Below are 25,951 nucleotides of genomic sequence, written 5' to 3'. Positions count from 1 at the left end.
TCTTACTAAGCATGGCATAGTAACTGATACTAACTTATGATGACTGGCTATTATGAAAAATAAAATAAATTATAAAGACATAGAAAAACTAATTACATTAATCGGTGGTTGTGAAAATATAGCCAGTGTAACGCATTGTATTACCCGGTTGAGATTTTCTTTGGTTGAACCGACTAGAGCTCAACCGGATGAAATAAAAAATCTGCCAATGGTTAAAGGTTGCTTTACCAATGCAGGGCAGTTCCAGGTCGTGATAGGCACGAATGTTGGTGATTATTATCAGGTTTTAAATAGCTATCTTGATAAAACTGAATTAAGTAAAAAAGAGATAAAACAGGCTGAGAAAAAGAATATGAAATGGCAAGAACGTATCATTTCTCAGTTTGCAGAAATCTTTTTTCCTCTCCTGCCGGCATTAATTAGTGGCGGTTTAATTCTGGGCTTCCGTAATATTATTGGTGATATTCCTTTTAGTGACGGTAAAACTTTAGCTCAAATATATCCTATCTGGAAAACAATATATGATTTCTTATGGCTGTTAGGAGAGGCAATATTCTTCTATCTGCCGGTGGGGATTTGTTGGTCTGCGGTTAGAACAATGGGTGGAACCCCGATATTAGGAATTATATTGGGAATAACCCTGGTATCTCCGCAACTTATGAATGCTTATCAATTAGGGCAACAGATCCCTGATATATGGAATTTTGGCCTGTTCACGATTGGAAAAGTGGGTTATCAGGCGCAGGTTATTCCGTCACTTTTGGCGGGTATTACGTTGGGGTGGATTGAAATTCAATTAAAGAAGGTGGTTCCTAGTTATCTTTATTTGGTGGTTGTTCCGGTAGTTTCGTTAATATTGGCAACCTTTTTAGCACATAGCCTTATTGGGCCGTTTGGCCGGTTAATTGGTGACGGAGTTGCCTGGGTTGTTAAGGCGTTGATGACGGGAAGTTTTGCGCCTGTTGGTGCGGCTTTATTCGGATTCTTTTATGCGCCTCTGGTTATCACGGGTATACATCAAACTACATTAGCTATTGATATGCAGATGGTGCAAAGTATCGGTGGTACACCGATCTGGCCGATTATTGCATTATCCAATATTGCTCAGGGTTCAGCGGTTGTGGGTATTATCTTGGTCAGCAAAAGGCATAATGAGCGTGAATTATCTGTACCTGCTGCTATTTCAGCCTATTTAGGCGTCACTGAACCTGCCATGTATGGTATTAACATCAAATATCGATTTCCCATGCTTTGTGCCATGATTGGCTCCGGTTTGGCTGGATTAATATGTGGACTGAGTGGTGTGTTGGCAAACGGTATTGGCGTTGGTGGCTTGCCAGGTATCCTTTCGATCAAACCGCAATTTTGGGCAATCTACGTATTAGCTATGCTTGTAGCCGTCATTGTTCCGTTGATACTGACTACGGTTGTTTATCGAAAGAAGAGTATGAGCGGTATGTTAGCTGTTGAATAATTCTGTTAGAGCTTCATCTGAGTAACAGATATAAAAATAACCACTTAGGTTATTCAATTCAGGAAATATATTGATAAGGCGTTTTCGATGGACAAAATTATTCCGTGGTGGTTACAGGGTGTCATCTATCAGATATATCCTAAGAGTTTCCAGGATACTACCGGTAGCGGAACAGGCGATCTTAATGGCATTACTTACCGGCTGGATTATCTGAAAAAACTGGGTGTGGACGCTATCTGGGTGACGCCTTTTTACTGCTCACCACAGGTAGATAACGGTTATGATGTTGCTGATTATTGTGCGATTGATCCGGCTTACGGCTCAATGGATGATTTTAAGCGTCTGGTTGATGAAGCACATCAACGTGATATCCGGGTGATTGTGGATATTGTTTTTAACCATACCTCTACTCAACATCCCTGGTTCAGGCAAGCACAGGATATTAATAGTCCTTATCGGCAATATTACATCTGGCGGGATGGAGTACCTGAAACACCTCCTAATAATTGGTCGTCAAAATTTGGCGGAGGTGCCTGGGAGTGGCATGAAGCGAGTCAACAATATTATTTACACCTGTTTGCCGTTGAACAGGCAGATCTCAACTGGGAGCATGAACCCGTAAGGGCTGAGCTGAAAAAGATTTGTGAATTCTGGGCTGATCTTGGTGTTGATGGTTTCCGTCTGGATGTCATCAACCTGGTTTCTAAGCAGCAGGATTTTCCTGAAGCAACGCAGGGGGATGGGCGTCAGTTCTATACGGACGGTCCCCGTATTCATGAATTTCTGCAAGAAATAAACAGGGAAGCGTTCCAGCCGGCGGGAGTGATGACGGTAGGGGAAATGTCTTCTACTTCATTGGAAAATTGTCAGCGCTACTCTTCATTAGATGGTGAAGAGCTGTCGATGGTTTTTGCTTTTCACCACTTGAAAGTCGATTACCCCAATGGTGAAAAATGGGTTACAGCACTGCCCGATTTTATTGAATTGAAAAAAATCTTTGCTAAGTGGCAGCAAGGCATGCATCAACGGGCGTGGAATGCGCTGTTTTGGTGTAATCACGATCAACCGCGTATTGTTTCACGTTTTGGTGGTGAAGGTGTCTGGCGTGTTCCATCTGCTAAAATGTTGGCAATGGTGTTGCACGGTATGCAAGGAACTCCTTACATCTATCAAGGGGAAGAGTTGGGGATGACTAACCCTAATTTTTCTCAAATTGAAGATTACCGGGACATAGAGAGTTTAAATATTTACCGGGAGAAGATTGAGCAAGGCAATGATAAGGAGAAAATCTTATCGGTCTTAGCGAAAAAATCCCGCGACAATGGGCGAACGCCGATGCAATGGGATGCGACTTCCAATGCCGGATTTACTCAGGGAGAACCTTGGATAGCGCTGAATAGTGATTACCAAGAAGTGAACGCTCAAGATGCTATCAAAGATGAGGATTCCGTTTTCCATTGTTATGCGCGCTTAATAAAACTGCGTAAGGAGTATCCGGTATTGACCTACGGCAGCTATGAAGATTTGTTGCCATCTCACCCTTCGCTTTGGTGTTATGTTCGCCGTTGGGAAGACCAAGCGTTGCTGGTTATCGCCAATCTCAGTGCGGAAGTGCAGGAATGGTCGCTGGACGCTTCTTTATCCGATTGTTCATGGGTTAAGTTAATGGGGAACTATCCTGAACATCAGCTACCTGCGAAAAATAGACAGTTACAACCTTACGAAGCGGTTTATTGGTTAGCAAAATAATTCAGGTTTAAAATGGCAACAAAAAAGTTCATCAGTGACTTTTTTGTTGCCAGGTGAAATTGCCGGGCGGAGGATAGACCGCATTGTTACGGTTTGCCTGTTATCGCCATGCAATTCCAGTTTAAAGATTAATTTAAGTTAACGTTTCAATGCTTCTGATAACTCATCACGCATTTCGGCCAGAATGTCTTTAACCACGCGTGGATTACCTGCAACAATGTTGCCGGAATGAATGTAATTATGACCACCAACGAAATCGGTTATGATACCGCCGGATTCACGTACTAACAGTTCGCCACCCATAAAATCCCACGGTTTCAGGCCAATTTCAAAGAAGCCATCAACCCGGCCTGCTGCAACATAAGCTAAATCCAGCGCTGCCGAACCGGTACGGCGGAAATCAGCACAACGAACAAACAATTTGCCCAAGGTATTAATATAAACAGTGGAATGTTGTTTTGCTTTGAATGGGAAACCTGTCGCCAGAACAGTGCCATCCAGATCGCGAGCATTGGTGCCACGCAGACGGTAGCCATTCAACTGAGCACCCTGACCACGGACTGCGGTGAAAAGCTCGTTACGCATTGGATCATAAACAACAGCAACTTCAGTACGGCCTTTAATGCGTACTGCAATAGAAACGGCGAAGTGGGGAAGGCGTTTGATAAAGTTAGTGGTGCCATCCAGTGGATCGATTACCCATTGAATATCATCATCTTCGCCTAGCAGTTCGCCACTCTCTTCAGTAATGATTGAGTGTTTAGGATAAGATTTGCGGATAACGTCGATAATGAGCGCTTCTGCGGCTTTGTCAACGTTGGTGACAAAGTCGTTACTGCCTTTTTGGCTAGCTTCAACCGCATCGGGAGTTTCATAATTTTTGGCAATCAGGTTGCCGGCTTTGCGCGCCGCACGTATGGCGATGGTCAGCATCGGATGCATGGGATATCTTCCACCAGGATGTTAAAGAACGGATAATTAATCGGCGCGCAGTATAGCAGTAGTTCGGAAAAATGACTAACGCTGTGTTAAGATATTTGGCTCTTATAATTAAAATCCAGAAGTTGTCATGTTAGAAAATATCCGCATTATCCTGGTTGAAACTTCCCACACCGGGAATATGGGTTCAACCGCCCGGGCAATGAAAACGATGGGATTAACAAACCTTTATCTGGTTAATCCACTGGTTCAGCCAGATTCCCATGCGATTGCGCTTTCTGCTGGCGCCAGCGATGTTATTGGTAATGCGACTATTGTTGATAGTCTGGATAAAGCTCTGGCTGGCTGTGAACTGGTGATTGGCACTAGCGCCCGTTCAAGAACCCTCTCATGGCCGATGGTCGAACCCCGTGAATGTGGCGAGCGCAGCGTGCAGGAAGCTCAACATGCGCCGGTAGCAATTATCTTCGGACGTGAGCGTGTAGGGCTGACGAATGAAGAATTGCAAAAGTGTCATTATCATCTGAATATCCCGACTAACCCGGAATACAGTTCGTTAAATCTGGCTATGGCTGTCCAGCTTGTCAGTTATGAAATTCGTATGGCATATCTGGCGCGTCAGGATAAACCCGAGCAGAAAACAGATGAGACTGAATATCCATTAGTTGATGATATGGAACGTTTTTATCATCATCTTGAACGTGTGTTATATGACTCTGGTTTCATTAGGAAAGCCCATCCTGGTCAAATAATGAATAAGTTAAGACGGCTTTTTACCCGCGCCCGGCCTGAAACGCAGGAGCTGAATATTCTGCGTGGTATCCTGACCTCCATTGAAAAATGGGCGAAAAAATAGTTGAGTAAATTACTCGGTTAAATAGTTGACTAAAACACTCAGGAATGACACAATTTCATCATATTTCACCACGGGGTAATCATTTATGAGATTGACATCTAAAGGGCGTTATGCAGTAACTGCCATGCTTGATGTGGCGTTACACTCACAGGAAGGTCCAGTACCACTGGCCGACATCTCTGAACGTCAGGGTATTTCCCTCTCTTATCTTGAGCAGTTATTCTCTCGCTTGCGCAAAAATGGTCTGGTTTCAAGTGTCCGTGGTCCGGGTGGTGGTTATTTACTGGGCAGAGATGCCGGGAAAATTGTCGTCTCTGAAGTTATTTTCGCTGTTGATGAATCGGTAGACGCGACGCGTTGCCAGGGCAGAGAAGGGTGTCAGGGTGGTGATCGCTGTCTGACTCATACTTTATGGCGCGATTTAAGTGACCGTATTACCGGTTTCCTGAGTAGCATCAGTTTAGAAGAATTAGTTAATAACCAGGAAGTATTAGACGTTGCTGACCGCCAGGATAACGATAAGCGCCGTGCACCTCACGGCAGAGCACAAGAGACAATTAATGTTAATCTGCGCGCATAAGCAGAACTTGTGATGAATTGAAGTATTAGAAGTAGGGAGCATGCGAGCAATGAAATTACCAATTTATTTAGACTACTCAGCAACGACACCGGTTGATCCGCGTGTGGCTGAAAAGATGATGCATTATTTGACCATGGACGGGGTATTTGGTAACCCGGCTTCCCGTTCTCACCGTTTTGGCTGGCAGGCTGAAGAAGCGGTTGATATTGCCCGTAATCAGATTGCTGATTTAGTGGGTGCCGATCCCCGTGAGATTGTTTTCACTTCCGGCGCAACGGAATCTGACAATCTTGCTATTAAAGGTGCTACTAATTTTTATCAGAAAAAGGGCAAGCATATCATCACCAGCAAAACCGAACATAAAGCGGTTCTGGATACTTGCCGTCAGTTAGAGCGTGAAGGATTTGAAGTCACTTATCTGGCGCCTCAGAGCAATGGACTGATTGATTTAAACGATCTGGAAGCCGCGGTGCGTGATGGCACCATTCTGATTTCTATCATGCATGTTAACAATGAAATTGGTGTGGTGCAGGATATCGCTGCAATCGGCGAAATGTGCCGTAGCCGCGGTATCATTTTCCATGTTGATGCGACTCAGAGCGTAGGTAAATTACCTATCGACCTAACTAAACTGAAAGTGGATCTGATGTCTTTCTCTGCGCATAAAATTTATGGGCCGATGGGAATTGGCGCGTTGTATGTTCGCCGCAAACCACGCATTCGTATTGAAGCTCAACAGCATGGCGGCGGTCATGAACGTGGTATGCGTTCCGGTACTTTGCCTGTTCACCAAATTATCGGTATGGGTGAAGCTTACCATATTGCCGGGCAGGAAATGGAAAGCGAATCTCAGCGTCTGCGTAGCCTGCGTTTACGCCTGTGGCAGGGTATCAAAGATATCGAAGAGGTCTTCCTCAATGGCGACCTGGAACATGGCGCACCACATATTCTGAATGTCAGCTTCAACTATGTTGAAGGCGAATCACTGATGATGTCATTAAAAGATCTGGCGGTTTCCTCTGGTTCTGCATGTACTTCTGCCAGCCTGGAACCCTCCTACGTATTGCGTGCGCTGGGTATGAATGACGAACTGGCTCACAGTTCTATCCGTTTCTCTTTAGGGCGCTTTACCACGGAAGAAGAGATCGACTACGCCATTGAACTGATTCACAAATCTATTGGCCGCCTGCGTGAACTTTCTCCACTGTGGGAAATGTTTAAACAAGGTGTGGATCTAAACAGTATCGAATGGTCTCATCACTAATCAGACGGTTTCAGGAGTAATAACATCATGGCTTACAGCGAAAAAGTAATTGATCACTATGAAAATCCACGTAACGTCGGTTCTTTCGATAATGAAGATCCAACGGTTGGCAGCGGCATGGTCGGTGCCCCTGCATGTGGTGACGTCATGAAACTGCAAATCAAAGTCAATAATGAAGGCATTATTGAAGATGCGCGTTTCAAAACTTACGGTTGCGGTTCTGCAATAGCTTCCAGCTCTTTAGTCACTGAGTGGATGAAGGGCAAATCTCTGGAGCAGGCGGAATCGATCAAAAATACTGAAATTGCAAATGAGTTAGAACTGCCGCCAGTGAAGATTCACTGCTCTATTCTGGCAGAAGATGCCATTAAAGCGGCCGTTGCGGATTACAAAAGTAAGCGCCAGGGCAAGTAATTGCCCTTGATAATAAAAAATAGAAAACAAATTTGGTGGATGCTGGCTGTGATATACCAACCAGTATCCGCCTTTGCTGGTTTTAAAAAGTGAGGTTGTTGTATGTCAATTTCCCTTACAGAAAGTGCTGCACAACGCGTTTCGTCATTCCTGAGTAACCGTGGGAAAGGTGTTGGTTTGCGTCTGGGCATCAGAACATCAGGCTGCTCAGGTATGGCATATCTGCTTGAATTTGCCGATATGATTAACGAAGACGACACCGTGTTTGAAGAGAAGGGTGTCAAAGTTATCGTAGACGGCAAGAGCATGGTCTATCTCGACGGTACAGAACTGGATTTTGTTAAAGAGGGCCTTAATGAAGGCTTTAAATTCAACAACCCGAATGTTTCCAGCGAATGTGGTTGTGGAGAAAGTTTTAACGTTTAATTCCGTTTTTCGGCCAAATCCAGAGTAAGTTTAGATTATGGACTATTTCACTTTATTCGGGCTGCCGGCTCGTTATGCTATTGAGCGTGAACAACTGACACACTGCTATCAGGAATTGCAGCGTCAGTTTCATCCTGATCGTTTTGCTAATCAGCCGGAACGTGAAAAAACGCTGGCGTTGCAGCAAGCCGCGACTATCAATGATGGCTATCAGACGCTCAAACATCCACTAAAACGCGCTGAATATATGCTTTCTCTGCATGGTTTTGATTTAGCCAATGAGCAGCACACTATGAATGACCACACTTTCCTGATGGAACAGCTCATGTTGCGGGAAGAGTTGGAATTTATTGAAAGCAAAGCGAATGCAGAAGCGGCACTGGCTGATTTCGCTGAACGTCTGAACGGGATGATTAAAACCCGCAGTCAGCAAATGGAACAACAATTGAATGATCAGCAGTGGGAACAGGCAGCCGATACCGTTCGTAAATTGCGTTTTCTGGATAAATTGCAGCAGCAGGTTGAACAACTGGAAGAACGTTTACTGGACGACTTTTAAGGAAAGCGTATATGGCTTTATTACAAATCAGCGAGCCGGGTTTATCCGCTGTACCACATCAACGTCGTTTAGCTGCCGGTATTGATTTAGGCACGACGCATTCATTAGTTGCCACTGTTCGCAGTGGGCACGCGGAAACACTGATGGATAGCGAAAACCGTTATCTGCTTCCTTCCGTTGTCCACTACCATGAGAATGGTATTGAAATTGGCTGGTTGGCCCGTCAACAGGCGGCGCATGATCCGGTTAATACCATCAGTTCTGTGAAGCGCATGATGGGGCGTTCTCTGGCTGATATTCAGCAACGTTACCCAAATCTTCCTTATCAATTTCAGGCGAGTGAAAATGGTCTGCCGTTAATCAATACGGCGACGGGTTTGGTCGATCCTATTCAGGTTTCTTCTGAAATTCTTAAATTGCTGGCACAACGTGCAGAAGAAACACTGGATGGTAAGCTTGATGGGGTTGTGATCACCGTTCCGGCCTACTTTGATGACGCCCAGCGTCAGGGAACAAAAGACGCGGCGCGTTTAGCCGGGTTACATGTTCTGCGCCTGCTTAATGAACCCACCGCTGCTGCAATTGCCTACGGGCTGGATTCTGGTCAGGAAGGGGTTATCGCAGTTTATGATTTAGGTGGCGGTACCTTTGACGTTTCCATTCTCCGGTTAAGCCGAGGTGTCTTTGAAGTACTGGCAACCGGCGGTGACACCGCGCTTGGTGGGGACGATTTCGATTTGATACTGGCTGACTGGATTCGTAAACAGGCCGGTATTGGTAATCGTGATGACCATCGTCTGCAACGCCAGCTATTGGACGTTGCCGCTCAAGTGAAAATCGCTTTGAGTGATGCTGATGTTGCAGAGATAAACATTGCCGGCTGGCAGGGAAAAATCACCCGTCTCGAATTTGAAGCACTGATTACACCGTTGGTAAAACGGACTTTGCTGGCAAGCCGCCGGGCGTTGAAAGATGCTGAAGTCTCTGCGGACGAAGTTTTACAAGTGGTTATGGTGGGCGGTTCAACCCGTGTACCGTTGGTTCGTCATAGGGTTGGCGAATTTTTTGCCCGTGAACCACTGACTTCCATTGATCCTGATAAAGTTGTTGCTGTCGGTGCATCAATTCAGGCGGATATTTTGGTGGGTAACAAACCGGATAGCGACATGTTGTTGTTAGATGTTATTCCGCTGTCACTTGGGCTGGAAACGATGGGGGGCTTGGTTGAAAAAGTGATCCCACGCAATACAACCATTCCGGTTGCGAGAGCGCAGGAGTTCACGACCTTCAAAGACGGCCAGAGTGCGATGAGTATGCATGTGGTACAAGGGGAAAGGGAATTGGTGAGTGATTGCCGTTCACTGGCCCGTTTTACCCTGCGTGGCATTCCTCCGTTACCGGCGGGGGGGGCTCATATCCGGGTCACGTTCCAGGTGGATGCTGATGGCTTGTTGAGCGTGAGCGCGTTGGAAAAATCCACGGGTGCAGAAGCTTCTATTCAAGTGAAACCGTCCTATGGTTTATCTGATGAAGAAATCGCCCGCATGATAAAAGATTCTATGGCGAATGCTCAAGAAGATATCAATGCGCGCAAACTGGCAGAACAAAAAGTAGAAGCGGCGCGGGTACTGGAAAGTGTCACCAGTGCGTTAGAAAAAGATGCCGATTTGCTGAATGAACAAGAACACGTGGCGATTGATACCGCCGTAGAAACACTTATAAAAAGCGTTCAGGGGCGTGATCCTGAAGTGATTGAGAACGCAATTAAACAACTGGATAAGCAAACGCAGGAATTCGCTGCACGCCGGATGGATTCATCTGTTCGTCAGGCGTTGGCGGGCCATTCTGTGGACGAGATTTAATTATGCCGAAAATTATATTTTTACCTCATAACGATCTTTGCCCTGATGGTGCAGTTTTGGAAGCCAAAGAAGGGGAATCCATTCTGAATGTTGCATTGCGCAATGGGATTGAGATTGAACATGCTTGTGAAAAATCCTGTGCTTGTACTACTTGCCACTGTATCGTTCGTGAAGGTTTCGATTCACTGGAAGAGAGTTCTGAACTGGAAGACGACATGTTGGATAAAGCTTGGGGGCTCGAACCGGAAAGTCGTCTGAGTTGTCAGGCCAGAGTCTCGGACGAAGATTTGGTTGTCGAAATTCCAAAATACACCATTAACCATGCCCGTGAGCACTGATTGGCAGGAGAAATATCAATGAGCCTGAAATGGTCTGATAGCCGTGAAATCGGTGAAGCGCTGTTTGACAAATTTCCTGATTTGGATCCAAAAACAGTTCGCTTTACTGATATGCATCAATGGATTTGTGATCTGGATGATTTTGATGATGCGCCTGAAAAATCCAATGAAAAAGTTCTGGAAGCTATTCTTCTGGTCTGGCTGGATGAGTTTGAGTAACAAATAGCATTAATTTGTTATTTATCTGTCACAGTTTTAAGGTAGTCTGAGCTTTAATGAAAAACTGGCTTTAGCCAGTTTTTTTATAGGGTTAATATCTGGCAGACGAATAATGATATGGGTGGAAGTCTGAATAGAATCCTGGCTGCCATCAAGCGGTGAATAATAAGAGGTGAGAAAAGAATGACTAAACAAATCATGCCAATAACACTGTCTTATGAGCCAGCAGCAGCTTGCTGGGGTGAAAAAGCGCTGATTAGTTCGAGTGAGCAAGGGATGACGATTCATCTGACTGGTAAAGGCAAATTGGGTGCGGTTCAACGTGCCGGGCGTAAAATTGATGGTCAGGGAATTCGTCATGTCGCTCTGGTTGGCGAAGACTGGGATTTAGAAAAAAGTTGGGCATTCTGGCAAGGCTTCCGGGCGCCAAAAGGCAACCGTTCTATTGAATGGCCTCAATTGCCTGCGGCTGAAAAACAAGAATTGGAAAGCAGAATTAAAATTATTGATTGGGTGCGTGACACTATCAATATGTCAGCGGAAGAGCTTGGGCCGGAACAATTGGCGAAGCGTGCTATTGACCTGATGTGTGGCGTTGCTGGTGAAGCGGTAAATTATCGCATTACTAAAGGCGAAGATTTACGTGAACAGGGTTATGCAGGTATTCATACTGTTGGTCGAGGCTCTTCCCGTGATCCGATTTTGTTGGCGCTGGATTACAACCCGACTGATAACCCACACGCGCCGGTATTCGCCTGTTTGGTGGGTAAAGGCATCACATTTGACACCGGTGGTTACAGCCTGAAACAATCTTCTTTTATGGACTCCATGAAATCGGATATGGGCGGAGCGGCAACGTTGGCAGGTGCGCTGGCATTGGCAATCAGCCGTGGCCTGAAACAGCGCGTTAAACTGTTCCTCTGCATTGCGGATAACATGGTCAGTGGTAATGCCTTTAAACTGGGTGATATTATCCGTTACCGTAATGGTAAATCTGTTGAAGTTATGAACACGGATGCGGAAGGTCGTTTAGTGCTGGCTGATGGTTTAATTGATGCTAGTAGAGAAAAAGCGAAGTTAATCATTGATGCGGCGACCCTGACTGGCGCAGCGAAAACGGCTGTGGGTAATGACTATCACTGTGTATTCAGCTTTGATGATAAACTGGCGGCGGATCTGTTGGCTGCATCAGAATCTGAAAATGAATTATTCTGGCGTCTGCCATTGGCTGAATTTCATCGTAGCCAACTGCCATCAAATTTTGCTGACTTGAACAATGTGGCTGCACCATCACATAGTGCCGGTGCCAGTACTGCGGCGGCTTTCCTGTCTCACTTTGTGGAAGAATACCAAAAGGGCTGGGTTCATATTGACTGCTCTGCAACTTACCGTAAATCTGCGGTAGAACATTGGTCGGCTGGCGCAACAGGTTATGGGGTTCGCTCGATTGCTAATTTGTTGTTGGCGAAAGCGAAATAAATCCATTTTATATAAAAAAACTGATTGGAGATTTTTATGAGTTCATTAAATGAATTAGTTTCGGTTGAAGTTGATGTGCCAAGTGGCAGCGCGATAACACTTAGCCAGCCGGAAGAATATCCTTCGCAACTCATTGAAGCTTTGGTCAGTTTATTTAGTCAGCGTAAACCTGTTCGCCGTGCTTTTATCATTCAAGCCCATGATAAAAATGTGGATGAGAAACCCAATTTATTAATTGGGCTGGAAATGAATGGCACGGAGGATGAGATTGAACAGCTAATTCAGGAAGCTGGCGGTATTGCCTGCGAATACACCTCCGAAGCAGAACCGATTGACTTCTGTCTGGTTGATGAAAAGGAACGTGGTATCAGCCACTATTTGATTCAGCACACACAGCCGTTTTATCAGCGTAAATTAGGCAGTTGGTTGCGGGGGAATATTCCGGTAATGAATAAGTGATTTGTAAAATCTCTGATATTAATTTAGCTGAGACATATTTTAAAGGTAACTGGTACTGTTATACTGCATAATTGCAATAGATTTATTGTATTAAAACAGTACCAGAGTAGCTGTCCATCTCATTAGAGCCATTTTATTTTCCATCAATAAAATGTTCATTATTTACGTATTTCCTATCACGAATATTTTTTTAAATATAATGATATCTAAATATAACTATTTATAAGTTTCGACTATATTTATATAGTTAACTTGAACTTCGCTTAAGAAGAGTACTAAATATCCGAAGTAAGATCAGAGTAAAATAATTTCTAATTGAAATGGTATTTGGTCGGTTAAAAATATGTCTCAAATAGAACATTCGAGATATCGTAGTTAGATAAGTTTTCTCTTGGAAATAGCGGACGGATTGATTGCCGATACCTTCTAACCCAAAAAGCCGAACCTGAATTTACATGCCTCTAAATTGGTTGTTTTTAAACAGATCTAAAGTTATCTAAGTAGGCGTGTTATTACCTTTTAAATTATGAAGTTAATCTATTAGTGCAAACAACTATATTAAAAATATAGATATAAATATTTTCACAATTATTTTTATTTAAATATAATTTTGTTATATCGCTCTGGTAATGGATGCATTAATTGCAAGTGATTGATGGATTGAAAAACCGCGTGGTGCTTGGTTTTTTGTGATCTTGTTAATGTTTTTGTTATTTTTCTTTTAGAAAATTAGTTAATATTTGTTATATATTAAAAGGTTTAAATTTTATTTATTTGAAAGGGCAGTTAAAAATATACAAGTTTCATTAACTAATTGATATGGCTTGAAATGATATAATTCCACATTTTAAAAGTATGTAATTATATCATTTGTTTGAATTGTTTTTAGTGAATATCAATGAGATAGGAGGTTTGTTATTCTAAAGTATACGTTTTAGTAATCTATATAAGTTTATATAATTTAAAACTAAAGGGGGAGAAATTAAATGTTATTACATGATGTGGTTGGAAATACACCAATTATAAAGTTGGAAAAGATCTCAAAAGATTTATATGCAGATATTTATGTGAAATTAGAATTTCTTAATCCTTGGGGTTCTATTAAAGATAGAGCAGCCAAGTCAATGCTTGAATCAGCTATAAAAAATGGGCAGATAGATTCACAAACTACGATTGTTGAGGCAACAACGGGTAATACTGGTATCTCTCTTGCCGGGATATGTGCATCTATATTATTCATTGCCAGATAGTGATTTGGTTTTACTAAGAGGATCAGGATTTACGCCGGATGGAAACATTGTTCTAGAGACAGAGCCTATAGATCTTGATATAGAACAATGCATAAAATCTGCTCGGCTGAGGAAAGCGAGAATCGCTATCCAGCTACCGGATAAAGTGATTAAACATTACAGTAGTTTTTGCTATAGGAATTTATTTGATGAGGTATTTATTGCACCTTCATCATTGCATTGTATCTCTTATTTGCCAAATAGGTATCATCACTATTGTGGAAATCTATCGCGAACATGCCTGGTGTCGGAGAGCATTTCATACCAGTTAGCTGCCAGGATTAGCAATGGTGAAAAACTGATTGTGGGTATTGGTCTTCCAGTTCCAGCAATTAATCATATAAAGCGTAGACAGGAAGATAAAACATTTATGGCGTATATTGAATCCGGTGTTGAAGGAGAAATTATCTACGACGGTGAGGGATTTGGTATATGCAAAAATGGCAGAAAAGTTTTCTCTCAGGCAGCTATATTTAAAAGTATATGGAACGGAGACATTGATCATGCTGTACTGGGTATCGGGGAAATTGACAAGGATGGCAATGTGAATGTGTCCCATCTCGGTGGTAAGTTCTATGGTGTAGGAGGTTTCATCGATATTAGTCAATCGATTAATAAAATTTCATTTTGTTTTAGAAAAAAAACAGCATTGGAGCAGTTGTCTCATATTAGTTTCAGTGCCGATGATGAAAAAGATATTGAATATTTAGTGGGGTAACATGAGTAGTGAACAAGGATTTATTATTAGTTTCTGCACTATCTTATTAGTAGGTATTGCTAGCCCTGGACCAGGTTTCTTGGTCACGATGAAAAATGCGGTTACGTATTCAAGATCTGTAGCAATGATGAGTGTGGTAGGTATTGCAGCGGCCAATTCATTATTCACAACCTTGGCGTTAGGTGGGCTAACTTTCGTTTTGAAAGAACCAGCAATACTTTTTACTCTCTATATATTAGGAGGAACATACCTGCTTTATTTAGCTTATCGATTATTTCGAATAAAACCAATGAACGATATTGAGTTGAACACATTATCTGATAAGCGAGACTGCACATTTAAGTCTGGCTTTATATTACAACTATATAATCCTAAAGCAATTTTACTCATTAGTAGCGCTGTATCAGTTAGCATATCACAGGATATCAATATAAGTATTTCAGTGATTATGATCTCAATGGCTTTCATAATTAGTTTTTTGTGGTACGGAGGGATAGTCATGATTATAAATTATCAAAAAATTCGTGATTATTTACTGATTAGAATTCACCTGGTTAATAAACTGTCTTCGCTGATTATATTTTTTATGGCTATGAAAATTTATTATTCTGCGGTGTACTTAATATAAGTTTTGATAATTAATGATATAGGTAAACCGGATCTGAATTTAAATCACAGCTGCGATACTCATGAATAAGGGGATAGGGTGAAAAAACAAGCAATTTAGAGGTGAAATTTTTGATCTGATTTCAGGGGATTTGTTATAGTGCCAGACGGTAGCGGACAATATGTGTTTTGCCCGCTACGGTCAGCAGGTAAGTTGCTTTGTGGTGTGTAAATTATAGTGATAGTTTTGGAGGATTATTTAATTTGATAAGAATTAAAATTACTCTATTTGAAATCCATTTTTCATAATAAGTACTTATTATTGAACATTGGCAAATACTTTGAATTTTCATCCTATAATACAGATGAAATGAGAATGGTTGGATTAATTAATGATTTGATTTAAAACTAATGATTGTACAATAACACCAGATATTGGGATATTGTGTTTGGTTTTATTCTGTTAAATTATTTTCATGATTATTCTCTGAATTTTATTTTTTTAAATATTATTGTCATTTTTATCTTTAAGTATATGTTTTACAGCAAGATATAATAATTTCATGTGAATATTTCATGGCAATAAATATAATGGGGAGATAATCATTTCATGTTGAAAAATTAACTTGTGGCGGAGCGGAGATAATTTGTGATCTGCTTATAAGAATGTGACAATATAATGGCCTTTCATTATTTTATTGACGTGCATCAATGCTATTGTTACCCGTATCGTTTAATAGATGCATTACTTCAACAAAACTAATGGATATGCCATGTCATTAAAAATAACTGTACTTCTTGAAAATAGAACATCTGACTCATATTTGATAGCTAAACCTGGTTTGAGTCTTTTACTTGAGGATGGTGAAGAGAAGATAATTTTTGATACCGGTCCGGATGGCAGCTATCTCGAGAATGCGAACAGGATGGGAATATCTGTTGATGATATATCCAGGATTGTTATCTCCCATGGTCATTCTGACCATATAGGTGGTGTTAATTATTTTCCCCATAATGCTAAATTAATATGTCATCCCGATGCGTTAAATGAGAAGTATTATGGTGTTATGTTTAAAAATCTTGCTTTAAGATTTAAAAAAACATCGGGTAAAATTAATAAAAGAATTAAAAAGAAAGTCTTTTTTCGTTTGACAAAATCGCATATGAAGATAAGTGAACGATTTGTTTTTTCAGGTGAAATAGCAAGTAATCATCGGAAAGCCTGTGGTTTAGTCAGAAGGCGCTCTTGGGCTAATGATTATATACTTGATGACAGTGCATTAATTTGGAAAAGTGATAATGGGCTTGTGATTATTATTGGCTGTGGTCATTCGGGTATTTGTGAAATAATTAATCACGCTAAAATGATTACAGGTGTGGATAAAGTATGCGCGGTGATAGGTGGGTTGCATTTAAAGAGAGCATTACCTACAGAGTTATTGAAGATCAGAGAGTTTTTTGTAAAAGAAAATATAAAAGAAGTCTATGGATGTCATTGTACCGGTAGCTGGGGAAGGCTCTGGCTGCCAAATGTTAAGCAACTAAAAACAGGACAGGTGTTATTAGTGGAGTAATGTGGTATTGGGTTTATAGTAACGATTTGTTAATATTTTTATTGCAGAGTTTATTTGTATTTTTATTGCATTTTTTTATTATAGAGGATTTTATTTATATCTTATAAAAAATAATTTAAATAATGGGAGTTTAACGTGAGTAATTATTGCCACTTTTGGTAAGAAAGTGGCATCATATGTCAATGTATTTTAAATTTTATGTTATAAACGTATTTTTATATACTTTATGTTTCTGGATTTGTTTTGTCGTTAAATGTGGTTATAATGATTATATTAGCCGATATTAATTGTGATTATTATCTTTGGTAATTTACTTATATATTATCTGGAGTTATATTTGGATTATTTTTTGATGATTTTTCTAAATGTTTTTATATTGTTGTTGGCAATGGTGCTTATATTTAATTTCTTGCTGTTTTAATTCTTTAAGTTATTAATCCGTAAATTATATAAATAATAGTAATGGGATTGTGGGGAAGTTATCGATATTATTTCGTTTGATTTTCCATTTGTGTATTTTATTAGAGGGGTAATATAATATTGAGTCTGGATGTATTTAACCCAATTATGATATTTATATCCGGTGCGATAACTCTCATTTTCTCTTTACTAAACTTATCTTAATTGTTTGTTCTAGGCTATTTTACTTTCCGTAAATTATCGGAGAAAATAATTTAATAAGGGATTATATCCAATAACTTAGGGAAACAATATGCAAGATTTTTTAAGATATATAGAGTTCTTAATCAGCGATTGAATCAATAAATTCAGACTTATTTATCGTCTTTATGATATTTAATTTATCAAAATAAGGCGTTATTATATGAACTTAATGTCTGTATGTTGTCTTATGGTATATAGATGCAGAGGTGGTACTCAGTTGTTTATATTTTCTTGATTTAAATTTAATATGTTGATTTACAAAACTATTTATTAAATCCTACTACCGATTGGTTGGGATAAGGCAGGGGTTATAGTTATGAATCAAAGTCAATTCTGGCGGTGGTCAGAAAGAAAAAAGTGTTATTTCGCAGTGATGTTAGCGTCTTTGCTGATGCTTGCTGGTTGTGATCAGTCTGATAGCACGGATAATCATAAAGCAGCTCAATCGCAGTCCACAGAAATTCAAAGCAAAAAAGCACCTCAACAGTCAAATATTCCACCAAAATCAGTAAAACAGAAAGATTCGGCATCACTGGCCGAACTGGCAAAACGTTATGCCGGTAAAGAGGTGACGATTTTGGATGCCTCTGAAGTGCAGCTCGATGGCGCCAGTGCGATGGTAGTGACATTTTCTGTTCCTTTAGATCCGAATCAGAATTTTGCTCAAAATGTCCGTTTGGTGGATGTAAAACAGGGCAAGCTTGATGGTGCGTGGGAGTTGTCAGATAACATGATGGCGCTTCGCCTGCGCCATCTGCCGCCATCCCGTAAACTGCAACTGACCGTGGATAAAGGCGTTAAAGGCATCAATGAACGTCAGCTTGAAACCGCGTATGAGAAAACTCTGACAACAGAGACGATTTCTCCGTCTGTCGGTTTTGCCAGCAAAGGCTCCCTGTTACCAAGTAAAGTAGCCGAAGGTTTACCAGTGTTAGCACTCAATGTGAATAGTATTGATGTTAACTTTTTCAGAATAAAAGAGACGGCATTACCCTCTTTTATTGCACAGTGGCAATATCGCAACAACATAAGTTCTTGGGAATCTGAAGAGATACTTAAAGACGCGGAACTGGTTTATACCGGCCGTTTCGATCTGAATCCAACACTGAATACCCGGGAAAAATTACTGCTGCCATTAAATAACATTAAAGCGTTGCAGAAAGACGGCGTTTATATGGCTGTGATGCAGCAGGCAGGTAAATACATCGATGCCAATCCCGCAACAATGTTCACGCTAAGTGATATCGGCGTTTCTATGCACAGTTATCTGGATAAGATGGATGTGTTTACTCAATCTCTGGAACAGGGCGACAGCCTGAAGGGGGTGGAAGTCCGTCTGTTGGATGAGAAAGGGCAGTTATTGTCAAAAGCAATGACAGACGCTGATGGACACGCGAGCCTGGAGAAAAATGCGAAAGCTAAATTATTGCTCGCTACCCGTGATAACCAAACCAGTATGATTGATTTGGTATCACCGGCGCTGGATCTGTCTGAGTTTGATATTGCCGGTCCACAAGGGTACAGCAAGCTGTTTTTTGTTTTCGGGCCTCGTGATCTCTATCGTCCTGGCGAGACGTTGATTGTTAATGGACTGTTGCGTGATGGTGACGGTCGGGCAATTAAAAGCCAGCCGGTTAAAGTTGATGTATTAAAAACAGACGGTCAGGTTGTCCGTAGTTTTGTTTGGCAACCTGAAAATGGGTTGTATCAGTATCGCTACACGATTCCTCAGTCAGCGGCTACCGGACTCTGGTCGCTACGTTTTGATCTGGGCGATAACAAACCCCGTTATTACAAGTTCAATGTAGAAGATTTTATGCCGGAGCGTATGGCGCTGGAAATTAGCAGTGAGGCGCAACCGGTGATGAAAAACCATGGTGTCGATTTCGCCATCAAAGGCCGTTACCTGTATGGTGCGCCGGCTGCGGATAATCGCCTGCAAGGGCAGTTATTCCTGCGCCCAAACCGTGATGCGGTCGCCAAATTGCCGGGTTATGAGTTTGGTGCCGCCACTGAAGAAAATCTCAGTCGTACATTGGATGAATTTGATTTGACTTTGAACAGTAGCGGTGAAGCCGCACTGAATGTCAGTGCGGACAACTGGAGTTCAGTCTCTTCGCCGATAAAAGTGGTTGTCCAGGCAAGCCTGCTTGAATCTGGTGGCCGTCCGGTGACACGTCGGGTTGAACAGGCGGTTTGGCCGGCAGAAAAACTGGTCGGTATTCGTCCGCTGTTTAATCAGAAAGCAGTTTATGACTATCGTACCGGTCGCGATCAAAGCCGCTACAATGTGGATGAAAATTCATTGGCTGAGTTTGAACTGGTTTATGCGGATGCCAATGGTAAAAAATATGCTGCGAAAGATCTGACTGCCCGTTTGGTTTATCAACGCCATGATTACTATTGGCGCTGGTCGGATAGTGAAGGTTGGCAGTCGGGCTATGACCAGAAAGATCTGGTGATGGCGGATGAACATATCCAGATTGCTCAGGATGGTACTGCAAAGGTCAGCTTCCCGGTTGATTGGGGTTCGTACCGTATTGAGGTTGTCAATCCGGAGAATCAACTGGTCACCAGCGTTAATTTCTGGGCAGGTTATTCATGGCAGGATAATACCGGTGGCACCGGTGCTGTCCGTCCTGATCAGGTAAAACTGTCTCTGGATAAACCGGCTTATCGGGTGGGTGAAAAAGTAAAACTGCATATGGCTGCACCACAGGCAGGTAAAGGTTATCTGTTGGTAGAATCCAGTGAAGGCCCGCTCTGGTGGCAGGAAATTGATGTACCGGCACAAGGTCTGGATGTGGAGGTTCCGGTTAATAAAGAGTGGCGCCGTCATGACCTTTATCTGACTGCGGTGGTCATTCGTCCGGGTGATAAATCCCGTCAGGCGACACCAAAACGGGCGATTGGTGTGTTACATCTGCCGTTGGCGGATGAAAACCGTAAATTGGATCTGACGTTATCCGCGCCGGAAAAAATGCGTCCGAATCAGAATCTGACAGTTAAAGTCAAGGTTACACCACAGCAAGGGCAGAAATTGCCTGAACAGGTTAATGTGCTGCTTTCTGCGGTAGACACTGGTGTACTCAATGTCACTAATTTCAAAACCCCGGACCCCTATGAGGCTTTCTTTGGTCGTAAGCGCTATAGCGTCGATCAATATGATGTGTATGGTCAGTTGATTGAAGGTGAAGGTCGTTTGGCAAATCTGCGTTTTGGTGGTTCTGGTGATGAAGATGCCCCTGCCCGCGGTGGTAGAAAACCATTAACTGAAGTGCAGATTATTGCTGAACAGGCACAACCTGTGACATTGGATGAAAAGGGGGAAGGGGAGATTGTTCTGCCAATTCCTGATTTTAATGGTGAACTGAGGCTGATGGCTCAGGCGTGGAGTAAAGATGAGTTCGGTCATGGTGAAAGTAAAATTGTCATTGCCGCCCCGGTAATTACACAGATGGCGTTACCTCGCTTTATGGCAGGGGGGGATCATTCATTGTTATCGTTGGATCTGACCAATTTAACCGAACAGACGCAAAACGTGACCTTAAACTTTACGGCTAATGGGCTAATTAAATTAGAGGATGCGGCCAACAAGGTAATAACACTGGAAAAAGGTAAACGTACCACAGTGGAAATTCCTGTCTCGGCTGATCAGGGCTTTGGTCAGGGAGAAGTTTCCCTGACGATTAATGGTCTTAATCTGCCCGGTGAAGCGCTGAAACAGTATAAAAATAGCTGGAAGATTGGTGTGCGTCCGGCACAGCCGGCAGAAACCAGGCTATTTGCTAAGGTTATCCACCAGGGAGAAAATTGGCAGTTGCCGTTAGATGCCATATCGGGTTTAGCGCCGGCAACGCTCGAAGGCCAGTTGTTACTGAGCAGTCGTCCGCCGTTACAGATTTCACGCTATATCCGTGAACTATACGCCTATCCGTATGGTTGCCTTGAGCAGACTATCAGCGGGCTTTACCCGTCACTCTATTCAAATGGAGCGGAGCTGAAAAAACTGGGTATCAAAACGGACAGTGACAGTAAACGCCGGGCCAGTATTGATGAGGGCGTTATTCACTTGCTCAGTATGCAGCGTCATGATGGGGGCTTTGCCTTGTGGGACCGAACCGGTGATGAAGAATACTGGTTGACGGCTTATGCCACCGATTTCTTGTTCCGTGCGAGCCAGCGAGGTTATAGCGTACCCAAGGAAGCGCTGAATTCTGCCAACAACCGTTTGCTGCGTTATTTACAGGATAAGAATGTCATTAACTATCGTTACAGCCAGAATCAGGAAGCTATGCGGTTCTCGACTCAGGCTTATGCCGGTCTGGTGCTTGCCAGCCAGCAGAAAGCGCCGTTGGGTGCTTTAAGACAAGTTTACGAACGTCGTTCTCAGGCAGGAAATGGTTTGTCGCTGGTACAGTTGGGGGTTGCACTGAAGCTTATGGGTGATAACACCAGAGCAGATGAAGCTGTCCGCTTGGGGATCAATAAAAACCGTAACGATGATGTCGGATTGGGGGATTATGGCAGTTCTATCCGTGATAATGCACTGATTGTCGCGCTGTTGACTGAAAACAATATGTTGCCAAAAGATCGTGATGAGAAATTACTGGCTCTATCTGATGAGTTGACATCCCGTGACTATTTCTCAACTCAGGAGAGTAATTCACTCTATCTGGCCGGGCGTTTCTTTATCGATACCTCAGAACAACCGTGGGAAGCGGTGGTTAATCAGCAGGTTCCACCATTGAGTCGTGATAAGTCATTGAATCAAGTGATGAACGCGGAACAGATTCTACAAGGTGTTGATATCAGCAACCGTGGTAACAGCACACTCTATTCTCGCCTGAATGTCGTGGGTTATCCGCTGCATTCACCGAAACCTTACTCTAATGTGCTGAAAATTCAGCGTAGTTATCTGGATATGCGGGGTAATCCCGTTTCCATTGACCGTCTGAAAAGTGGCGAAATGGTGGTTGTGAAGCTGGTGGTCAGCTCAGATAAATCAGTACCGGATGCGTTGATTGTTGATTTACTGCCTGCCGGTTTGGAAGTGGAAAACCAGAATCTGGCTAACAGTAGTGCCAGTTTGAGTGACAATGCCGCGAATCTCCAGGAGCTGATTGGTGACATGCAACAGGCGACTATTCGTCATACTGAATATCGTGATGACCGATATGTGGCGGCAATCGCGGTTGATTCCACTCAGCCAGTGACATTGCTCTATCTGGCCCGTGCTGTGACGCCGGGTGTCTACGCTATTCCCGCACCACAGGTTGAATCTATGTACGTGCCTTACTGGCGTGCGGTAGGCTCTGCACCTGAAAAACTGGAAGTTGTCCGCTAAACCCAGTCAGCCTTTATGCTCAGGCGTAGGGGCTGATTGCTCGTCAGGTATTCTTGCATGAAAAAAATGCATCACCTTATTTGTCTGATTGTGCTGTTGCTGTTTCTGATCCCGGCTGGTTTATGGCTGGCAGATAAAATTTGGCCTCTGCCACTGCGCGAAGTCAAAATGGCGCGTATTGTCGTAGGTGAAGATGGGACTCCGCTTTGGCGTTTTGCCGATGATGAAGGGGTTTGGCGCTACCCGGTGAGGTTGGATCAAGTGTCACCGGAATATATTCAGGCATTGCTGACGTATGAAGATCGCTGGTTCTATCAGCATCCAGGGGTTAATCCGTTTTCGCTTGTCAGGGCTGCATGGCAGGATATTCGGGCCGGTAAAATTTTGTCCGGTGGCAGTACGCTTTCAATGCAGGTGGCCCGGCTGATTGATCCGCATTCACGTACTTTGGGCGGGAAGTTGAAACAGATTTGGCGCACTTTACAGCTTGAATGGCACTATTCCAAAGATGAAATTCTCGAAATGTATCTTAACCGTGCGCCGTTTGGCGGCACATTACAAGGTGTTGGAGCGGCGAGTTGGGCTTATCTGGGCAAACCGCCATCTGAACTCTCTGCGGGCGAAGCGGCTTTGCTGGCTATTTTGCCACAGGCACCCAGCCGTTTGAGACCGGATCGTTACCCTGAACGGGCACAAGCTGCCCGTGACAAGGTTATGCAACGGTTGGCGCAGTATAAAATCTGGCCGGAAGATAAAGTGGCGGATATTCGGCAGGAGATGCTATGGCTGGCTCCCCGGCAGGTGCCACAACTTGCCCCGCTTCTTGCCAGAAGAATGGCTAAAGGTCATCGTCAGGAAATCATTAAAACAACCATTGATGCAGGATTACAGCGCCAGCTTGAGGATATGGCGGTGAATTGGAAGTACCAGTTACAGGAAAAAACTTCTGTTGGGGTGTTGGTGGTTGATCATACCGATATGGCGGTGAAAGCTTATATCGGCTCGCTGGATTTTCAGGATGACAGCCGTTTTGGTCATGTGGACATGATAAATTCGTGGCGTTCGCCAGGATCAACGTTGAAGCCTTTTTTGTACGCAATGGCATTAGATGATGGGTTGATTCATGGGGAATCACTGTTACAGGATGTGCCTCGCCGTTTTGATTATTACCGTCCGGGAAATTTTGACAGTGGCTTTAACGGGCCGGTCAGTGTCAGTGAGGCATTGGTTCGCTCTTTGAATTTACCCGCGGTACAGCTACTCGAAGCATATGGCGCCAAGCGGTTTACCGCCAATATGCGTAATGTGGGAACAGTATTGCGTTTTCCTCCCGGCAGTGAGCCTAATTTATCATTGATTCTTGGTGGAACGGCAACCCGGATGGATCAGTTGGTGGCGGCTTACTCCGCGTTTGCCCGTCAGGGGAAGGTTTCCCCCCTGAGATTTACGCCGCAGCAGAAATTGCGTGACAGGCAGCTGTTTTCTCCAGGTGCCGCGTGGATAGTCAGGCGGATTATGGCCGGAGAAGGTCTTCCGCAACCTGATGATATATTGCCGGCACAAGTGCCGCTGGCTTGGAAAACCGGTACCAGCTATGGCTACCGCGATGCCTGGGCTATCGGCTTAAATGCTCGCTATACCATTGGTGTCTGGGTTGGCAGGCCGGATGGAACGCCGGTTACCGGACAGTTCGGTTATGCCACGGCGGTTCCGATAATGAATCAGGTCAATAACCTGTTGCTGGTAAATATGCGAAATGGCGCTCAATGGATCCCCTCTGATCCACGTCCGGCAAGTGTGAGTCAGGCAATCATTTGTTGGCCGGGAGGTCAGCGTCTGCCAAAGGGAGACAGTAATTGTCGCCAGCGTCGTTTGAGTTGGATTCTGGATAACACCATTCCGCCTACGTTACCTTCTGTGAGGCAAGAAGGTATTTCTGGCATTAATGAACAGGTATGGCTGGATCAACAGGGTTTGCGTGTCGCACCTGATTGCCCTGATGCTCAACCAAAAAATATTGCTTTATGGCCGATTAGCCTGGAATCATGGCTACCGGTGGAAGAGCGGCGGGCGCAGCGTTTGCCATTGGTTAACCCTCAGTGTCCACCGCTGAAATCAGATGAAGCACCGCTGTTGATCGTCGGCATTCATAACGGAGATGTATTGAAACGGCTCCCTGGTCTTGGCAGCCTTGATTTACGTATTACAACGCAGGGCGGTAGTGGTGGGCAACAATGGTGGTTTCTCAATGGAGAACAGATTATGACCACAGAAAATAATCAAGGGCTTGTTCAGACATTGACTCAACCGGGGAAATATCAGCTGAGTGTTTTGGATTTGGGGGGACAGGTTGATTCTGTCAATTTTACCTTGAAGTAAACGATTCAGGTAAAAGTGTGATTTGTACGAAAAAATGGTAATTTTCGCTAAGAAAAATTTAATGGAATGTTATGTTTTCTGTAGGCAACTGCCATTCGTGCCCCTATAATCAACGCCTCTTTTATCCCCGCTAGGGTTGCGGGATAAGTATTAACCGGTTAACTTATCGGGATAAAAAATTAAAATTATCAGTTGCTGAAAAAAGAACCAAGAGGTTATCCATGACGGTTGAACGTACTTTTTCGATTATTAAACCTAATGCAGTGAAGAAAAATGCCATCGGGTCTATTTATGCCCGTTTTGAAAGCGCTGGGTTTAAAATTATTGCCGCCAAAATGCTTCACTTGACCCGTGAACAGGCTGAAGGCTTTTATGCCGAGCACAAAGGCCGTCCTTTCTTTGATGGTCTGGTGGAATTTATGACTTCTGGCCCGATCGTGGTTCAGGTATTGGAAGGCGAGAATGCAGTACAACGTCACCGTGACCTGATGGGTGCAACCAATCCTGATAACGCATTAGCAGGTACTCTGCGTGCTGATTACGCAGACAGTTTTACTGAAAACGCGGTTCATGGCTCTGATGCTGTTGAATCTGCAAACCGTGAAATTGCGTATTTCTTCACAGAAGATGAAATTTGCCCACGTAATTGATTTGTCGTTACCCGTAGCATCATCGCATTAAAGTTTGTACAATGCCGCGCCCCGTTGTTAACTCAACGGGGCGCTTATTATTTGTCACTAGGCTAAAACTGATAGTG

Annotated in this window: 20 protein-coding genes and 1 pseudogene; 20 read left to right on the top strand and 1 reads right to left on the bottom strand. The window is 43.3% G+C overall.

Annotated features, from left to right (window positions below; all coding sequences use genetic code 11):
- Positions 1-52 precede the first annotated feature (52 nt).
- Positions 53-1,474, top strand: coding sequence for a PTS trehalose transporter subunit IIBC (treB, locus tag VY86_RS00860; protein ID WP_046973589.1), 1,422 nt, complete (start codon positions 53-55; stop codon positions 1,472-1,474).
- A gap of 87 nt (positions 1,475-1,561) precedes the next feature.
- Entirely contained in the window at positions 1,562-3,223 is a 1,662-nt protein-coding gene (gene treC / locus VY86_RS00855; protein WP_046973588.1) for an alpha,alpha-phosphotrehalase, read from the top strand.
- Positions 3,224-3,361: 138 nt separating this feature from the next.
- On the opposite strand, the gene suhB is transcribed toward treC, so the two are convergent.
- Complete coding sequence (gene suhB / locus VY86_RS00850) at positions 3,362-4,165, bottom strand: inositol-1-monophosphatase (RefSeq protein WP_046973587.1); 804 nt, start codon at positions 4,163-4,165, stop codon at positions 3,362-3,364.
- 127 nt (positions 4,166-4,292) lie between these two features.
- Between suhB and trmJ the strand changes: the two genes are divergently transcribed.
- From trmJ to ndk, 18 genes and pseudogenes are all read left to right on the top strand, one after another.
- The gene (trmJ, locus tag VY86_RS00845; RefSeq protein WP_046973586.1) at positions 4,293-5,018 is read left to right on the top strand and encodes a tRNA (cytosine(32)/uridine(32)-2'-O)-methyltransferase TrmJ; all 726 of its coding nucleotides are present in this window, start codon (positions 4,293-4,295) and stop codon (positions 5,016-5,018) included.
- An 85-nt stretch (positions 5,019-5,103) separates the two neighbouring features.
- On the top strand, positions 5,104-5,598 hold the full coding sequence (gene iscR / locus VY86_RS00840) for a Fe-S cluster assembly transcriptional regulator IscR (RefSeq protein WP_036838203.1): 495 nt from the start codon (positions 5,104-5,106) through the stop codon (positions 5,596-5,598).
- A 49-nt stretch (positions 5,599-5,647) separates the two neighbouring features.
- The gene (locus tag VY86_RS00835; protein WP_046973585.1) at positions 5,648-6,862 is read left to right on the top strand and encodes an IscS subfamily cysteine desulfurase; all 1,215 of its coding nucleotides are present in this window, start codon (positions 5,648-5,650) and stop codon (positions 6,860-6,862) included.
- Positions 6,863-6,889: 27 nt separating this feature from the next.
- Positions 6,890-7,276, top strand: a complete 387-nt coding sequence (iscU, locus tag VY86_RS00830) for a Fe-S cluster assembly scaffold IscU (protein ID WP_046973584.1) — start codon at positions 6,890-6,892, stop codon at positions 7,274-7,276.
- Between the two features lie 102 nt (positions 7,277-7,378).
- Entirely contained in the window at positions 7,379-7,702 is a 324-nt protein-coding gene (iscA, locus tag VY86_RS00825; RefSeq protein WP_046973583.1) for an iron-sulfur cluster assembly protein IscA, read from the top strand.
- A gap of 37 nt (positions 7,703-7,739) precedes the next feature.
- A complete protein-coding gene (gene hscB, locus VY86_RS00820) occupies positions 7,740-8,261 on the top strand; it encodes a co-chaperone HscB (protein ID WP_046973582.1) in 522 nt (173 codons plus the stop codon).
- An 11-nt stretch (positions 8,262-8,272) separates the two neighbouring features.
- The gene (hscA, locus tag VY86_RS00815) at positions 8,273-10,123 is read left to right on the top strand and encodes a Fe-S protein assembly chaperone HscA (RefSeq protein WP_046973581.1); all 1,851 of its coding nucleotides are present in this window, start codon (positions 8,273-8,275) and stop codon (positions 10,121-10,123) included.
- Positions 10,124-10,125: 2 nt separating this feature from the next.
- Positions 10,126-10,461, top strand: a complete 336-nt coding sequence (fdx, locus tag VY86_RS00810) for an ISC system 2Fe-2S type ferredoxin (RefSeq protein WP_021323903.1) — start codon at positions 10,126-10,128, stop codon at positions 10,459-10,461.
- An 18-nt stretch (positions 10,462-10,479) separates the two neighbouring features.
- Positions 10,480-10,680, top strand: a complete 201-nt coding sequence (gene iscX, locus VY86_RS00805; protein ID WP_021323902.1) for a Fe-S cluster assembly protein IscX — start codon at positions 10,480-10,482, stop codon at positions 10,678-10,680.
- A 183-nt stretch (positions 10,681-10,863) separates the two neighbouring features.
- On the top strand, positions 10,864-12,159 hold the full coding sequence (gene pepB, locus VY86_RS00800) for an aminopeptidase PepB (RefSeq protein ID WP_046973580.1): 1,296 nt from the start codon (positions 10,864-10,866) through the stop codon (positions 12,157-12,159).
- A 66-nt stretch (positions 12,160-12,225) separates the two neighbouring features.
- Positions 12,226-12,618 (top strand): annotated as a pseudogene (locus VY86_RS00795) (enhanced serine sensitivity protein SseB C-terminal domain-containing protein); the annotation flags it as partial.
- A 986-nt stretch (positions 12,619-13,604) separates the two neighbouring features.
- Positions 13,605-13,868: a pyridoxal-phosphate dependent enzyme gene (locus tag VY86_RS00790; RefSeq protein WP_046973578.1), complete on the top strand. Its 264-nt coding sequence runs from the start codon at positions 13,605-13,607 to the stop codon at positions 13,866-13,868.
- Positions 13,858-14,625 (top strand): hypothetical protein, encoded by a 768-nt coding sequence (locus VY86_RS24365; protein WP_158019882.1) that lies wholly within the window; start codon positions 13,858-13,860, stop codon positions 14,623-14,625. Before VY86_RS00790 ends, VY86_RS24365 begins: the two co-directional genes overlap by 11 nt.
- A gap of 1 nt (position 14,626) precedes the next feature.
- Positions 14,627-15,253, top strand: coding sequence for a LysE family translocator (locus VY86_RS00780; RefSeq protein WP_046973577.1), 627 nt, complete (start codon positions 14,627-14,629; stop codon positions 15,251-15,253).
- 751 nt (positions 15,254-16,004) lie between these two features.
- Positions 16,005-16,805, top strand: a complete 801-nt coding sequence (locus VY86_RS00775) for an MBL fold metallo-hydrolase (RefSeq protein WP_046973576.1) — start codon at positions 16,005-16,007, stop codon at positions 16,803-16,805.
- Positions 16,806-17,784: 979 nt separating this feature from the next.
- On the top strand, positions 17,785-22,815 hold the full coding sequence (locus VY86_RS00770) for an alpha-2-macroglobulin family protein (RefSeq protein WP_046973575.1): 5,031 nt from the start codon (positions 17,785-17,787) through the stop codon (positions 22,813-22,815).
- Positions 22,816-22,872: 57 nt separating this feature from the next.
- Positions 22,873-25,194 (top strand): peptidoglycan glycosyltransferase PbpC, encoded by a 2,322-nt coding sequence (pbpC, locus tag VY86_RS00765; RefSeq protein WP_046973574.1) that lies wholly within the window; start codon positions 22,873-22,875, stop codon positions 25,192-25,194.
- Between the two features lie 221 nt (positions 25,195-25,415).
- Positions 25,416-25,844 (top strand): nucleoside-diphosphate kinase, encoded by a 429-nt coding sequence (gene ndk / locus VY86_RS00760; protein WP_046973573.1) that lies wholly within the window; start codon positions 25,416-25,418, stop codon positions 25,842-25,844.
- Positions 25,845-25,951 lie beyond the last annotated feature (107 nt).

Source organism: Photorhabdus thracensis (assembly GCF_001010285.1).
Taxonomy (GTDB): Bacteria; Pseudomonadota; Gammaproteobacteria; order Enterobacterales; family Enterobacteriaceae; genus Photorhabdus; species Photorhabdus temperata.
The sequence above is the reverse complement of the archived record's forward strand: the minus strand, read 5'-3'. Positions and strand labels throughout refer to the sequence as shown.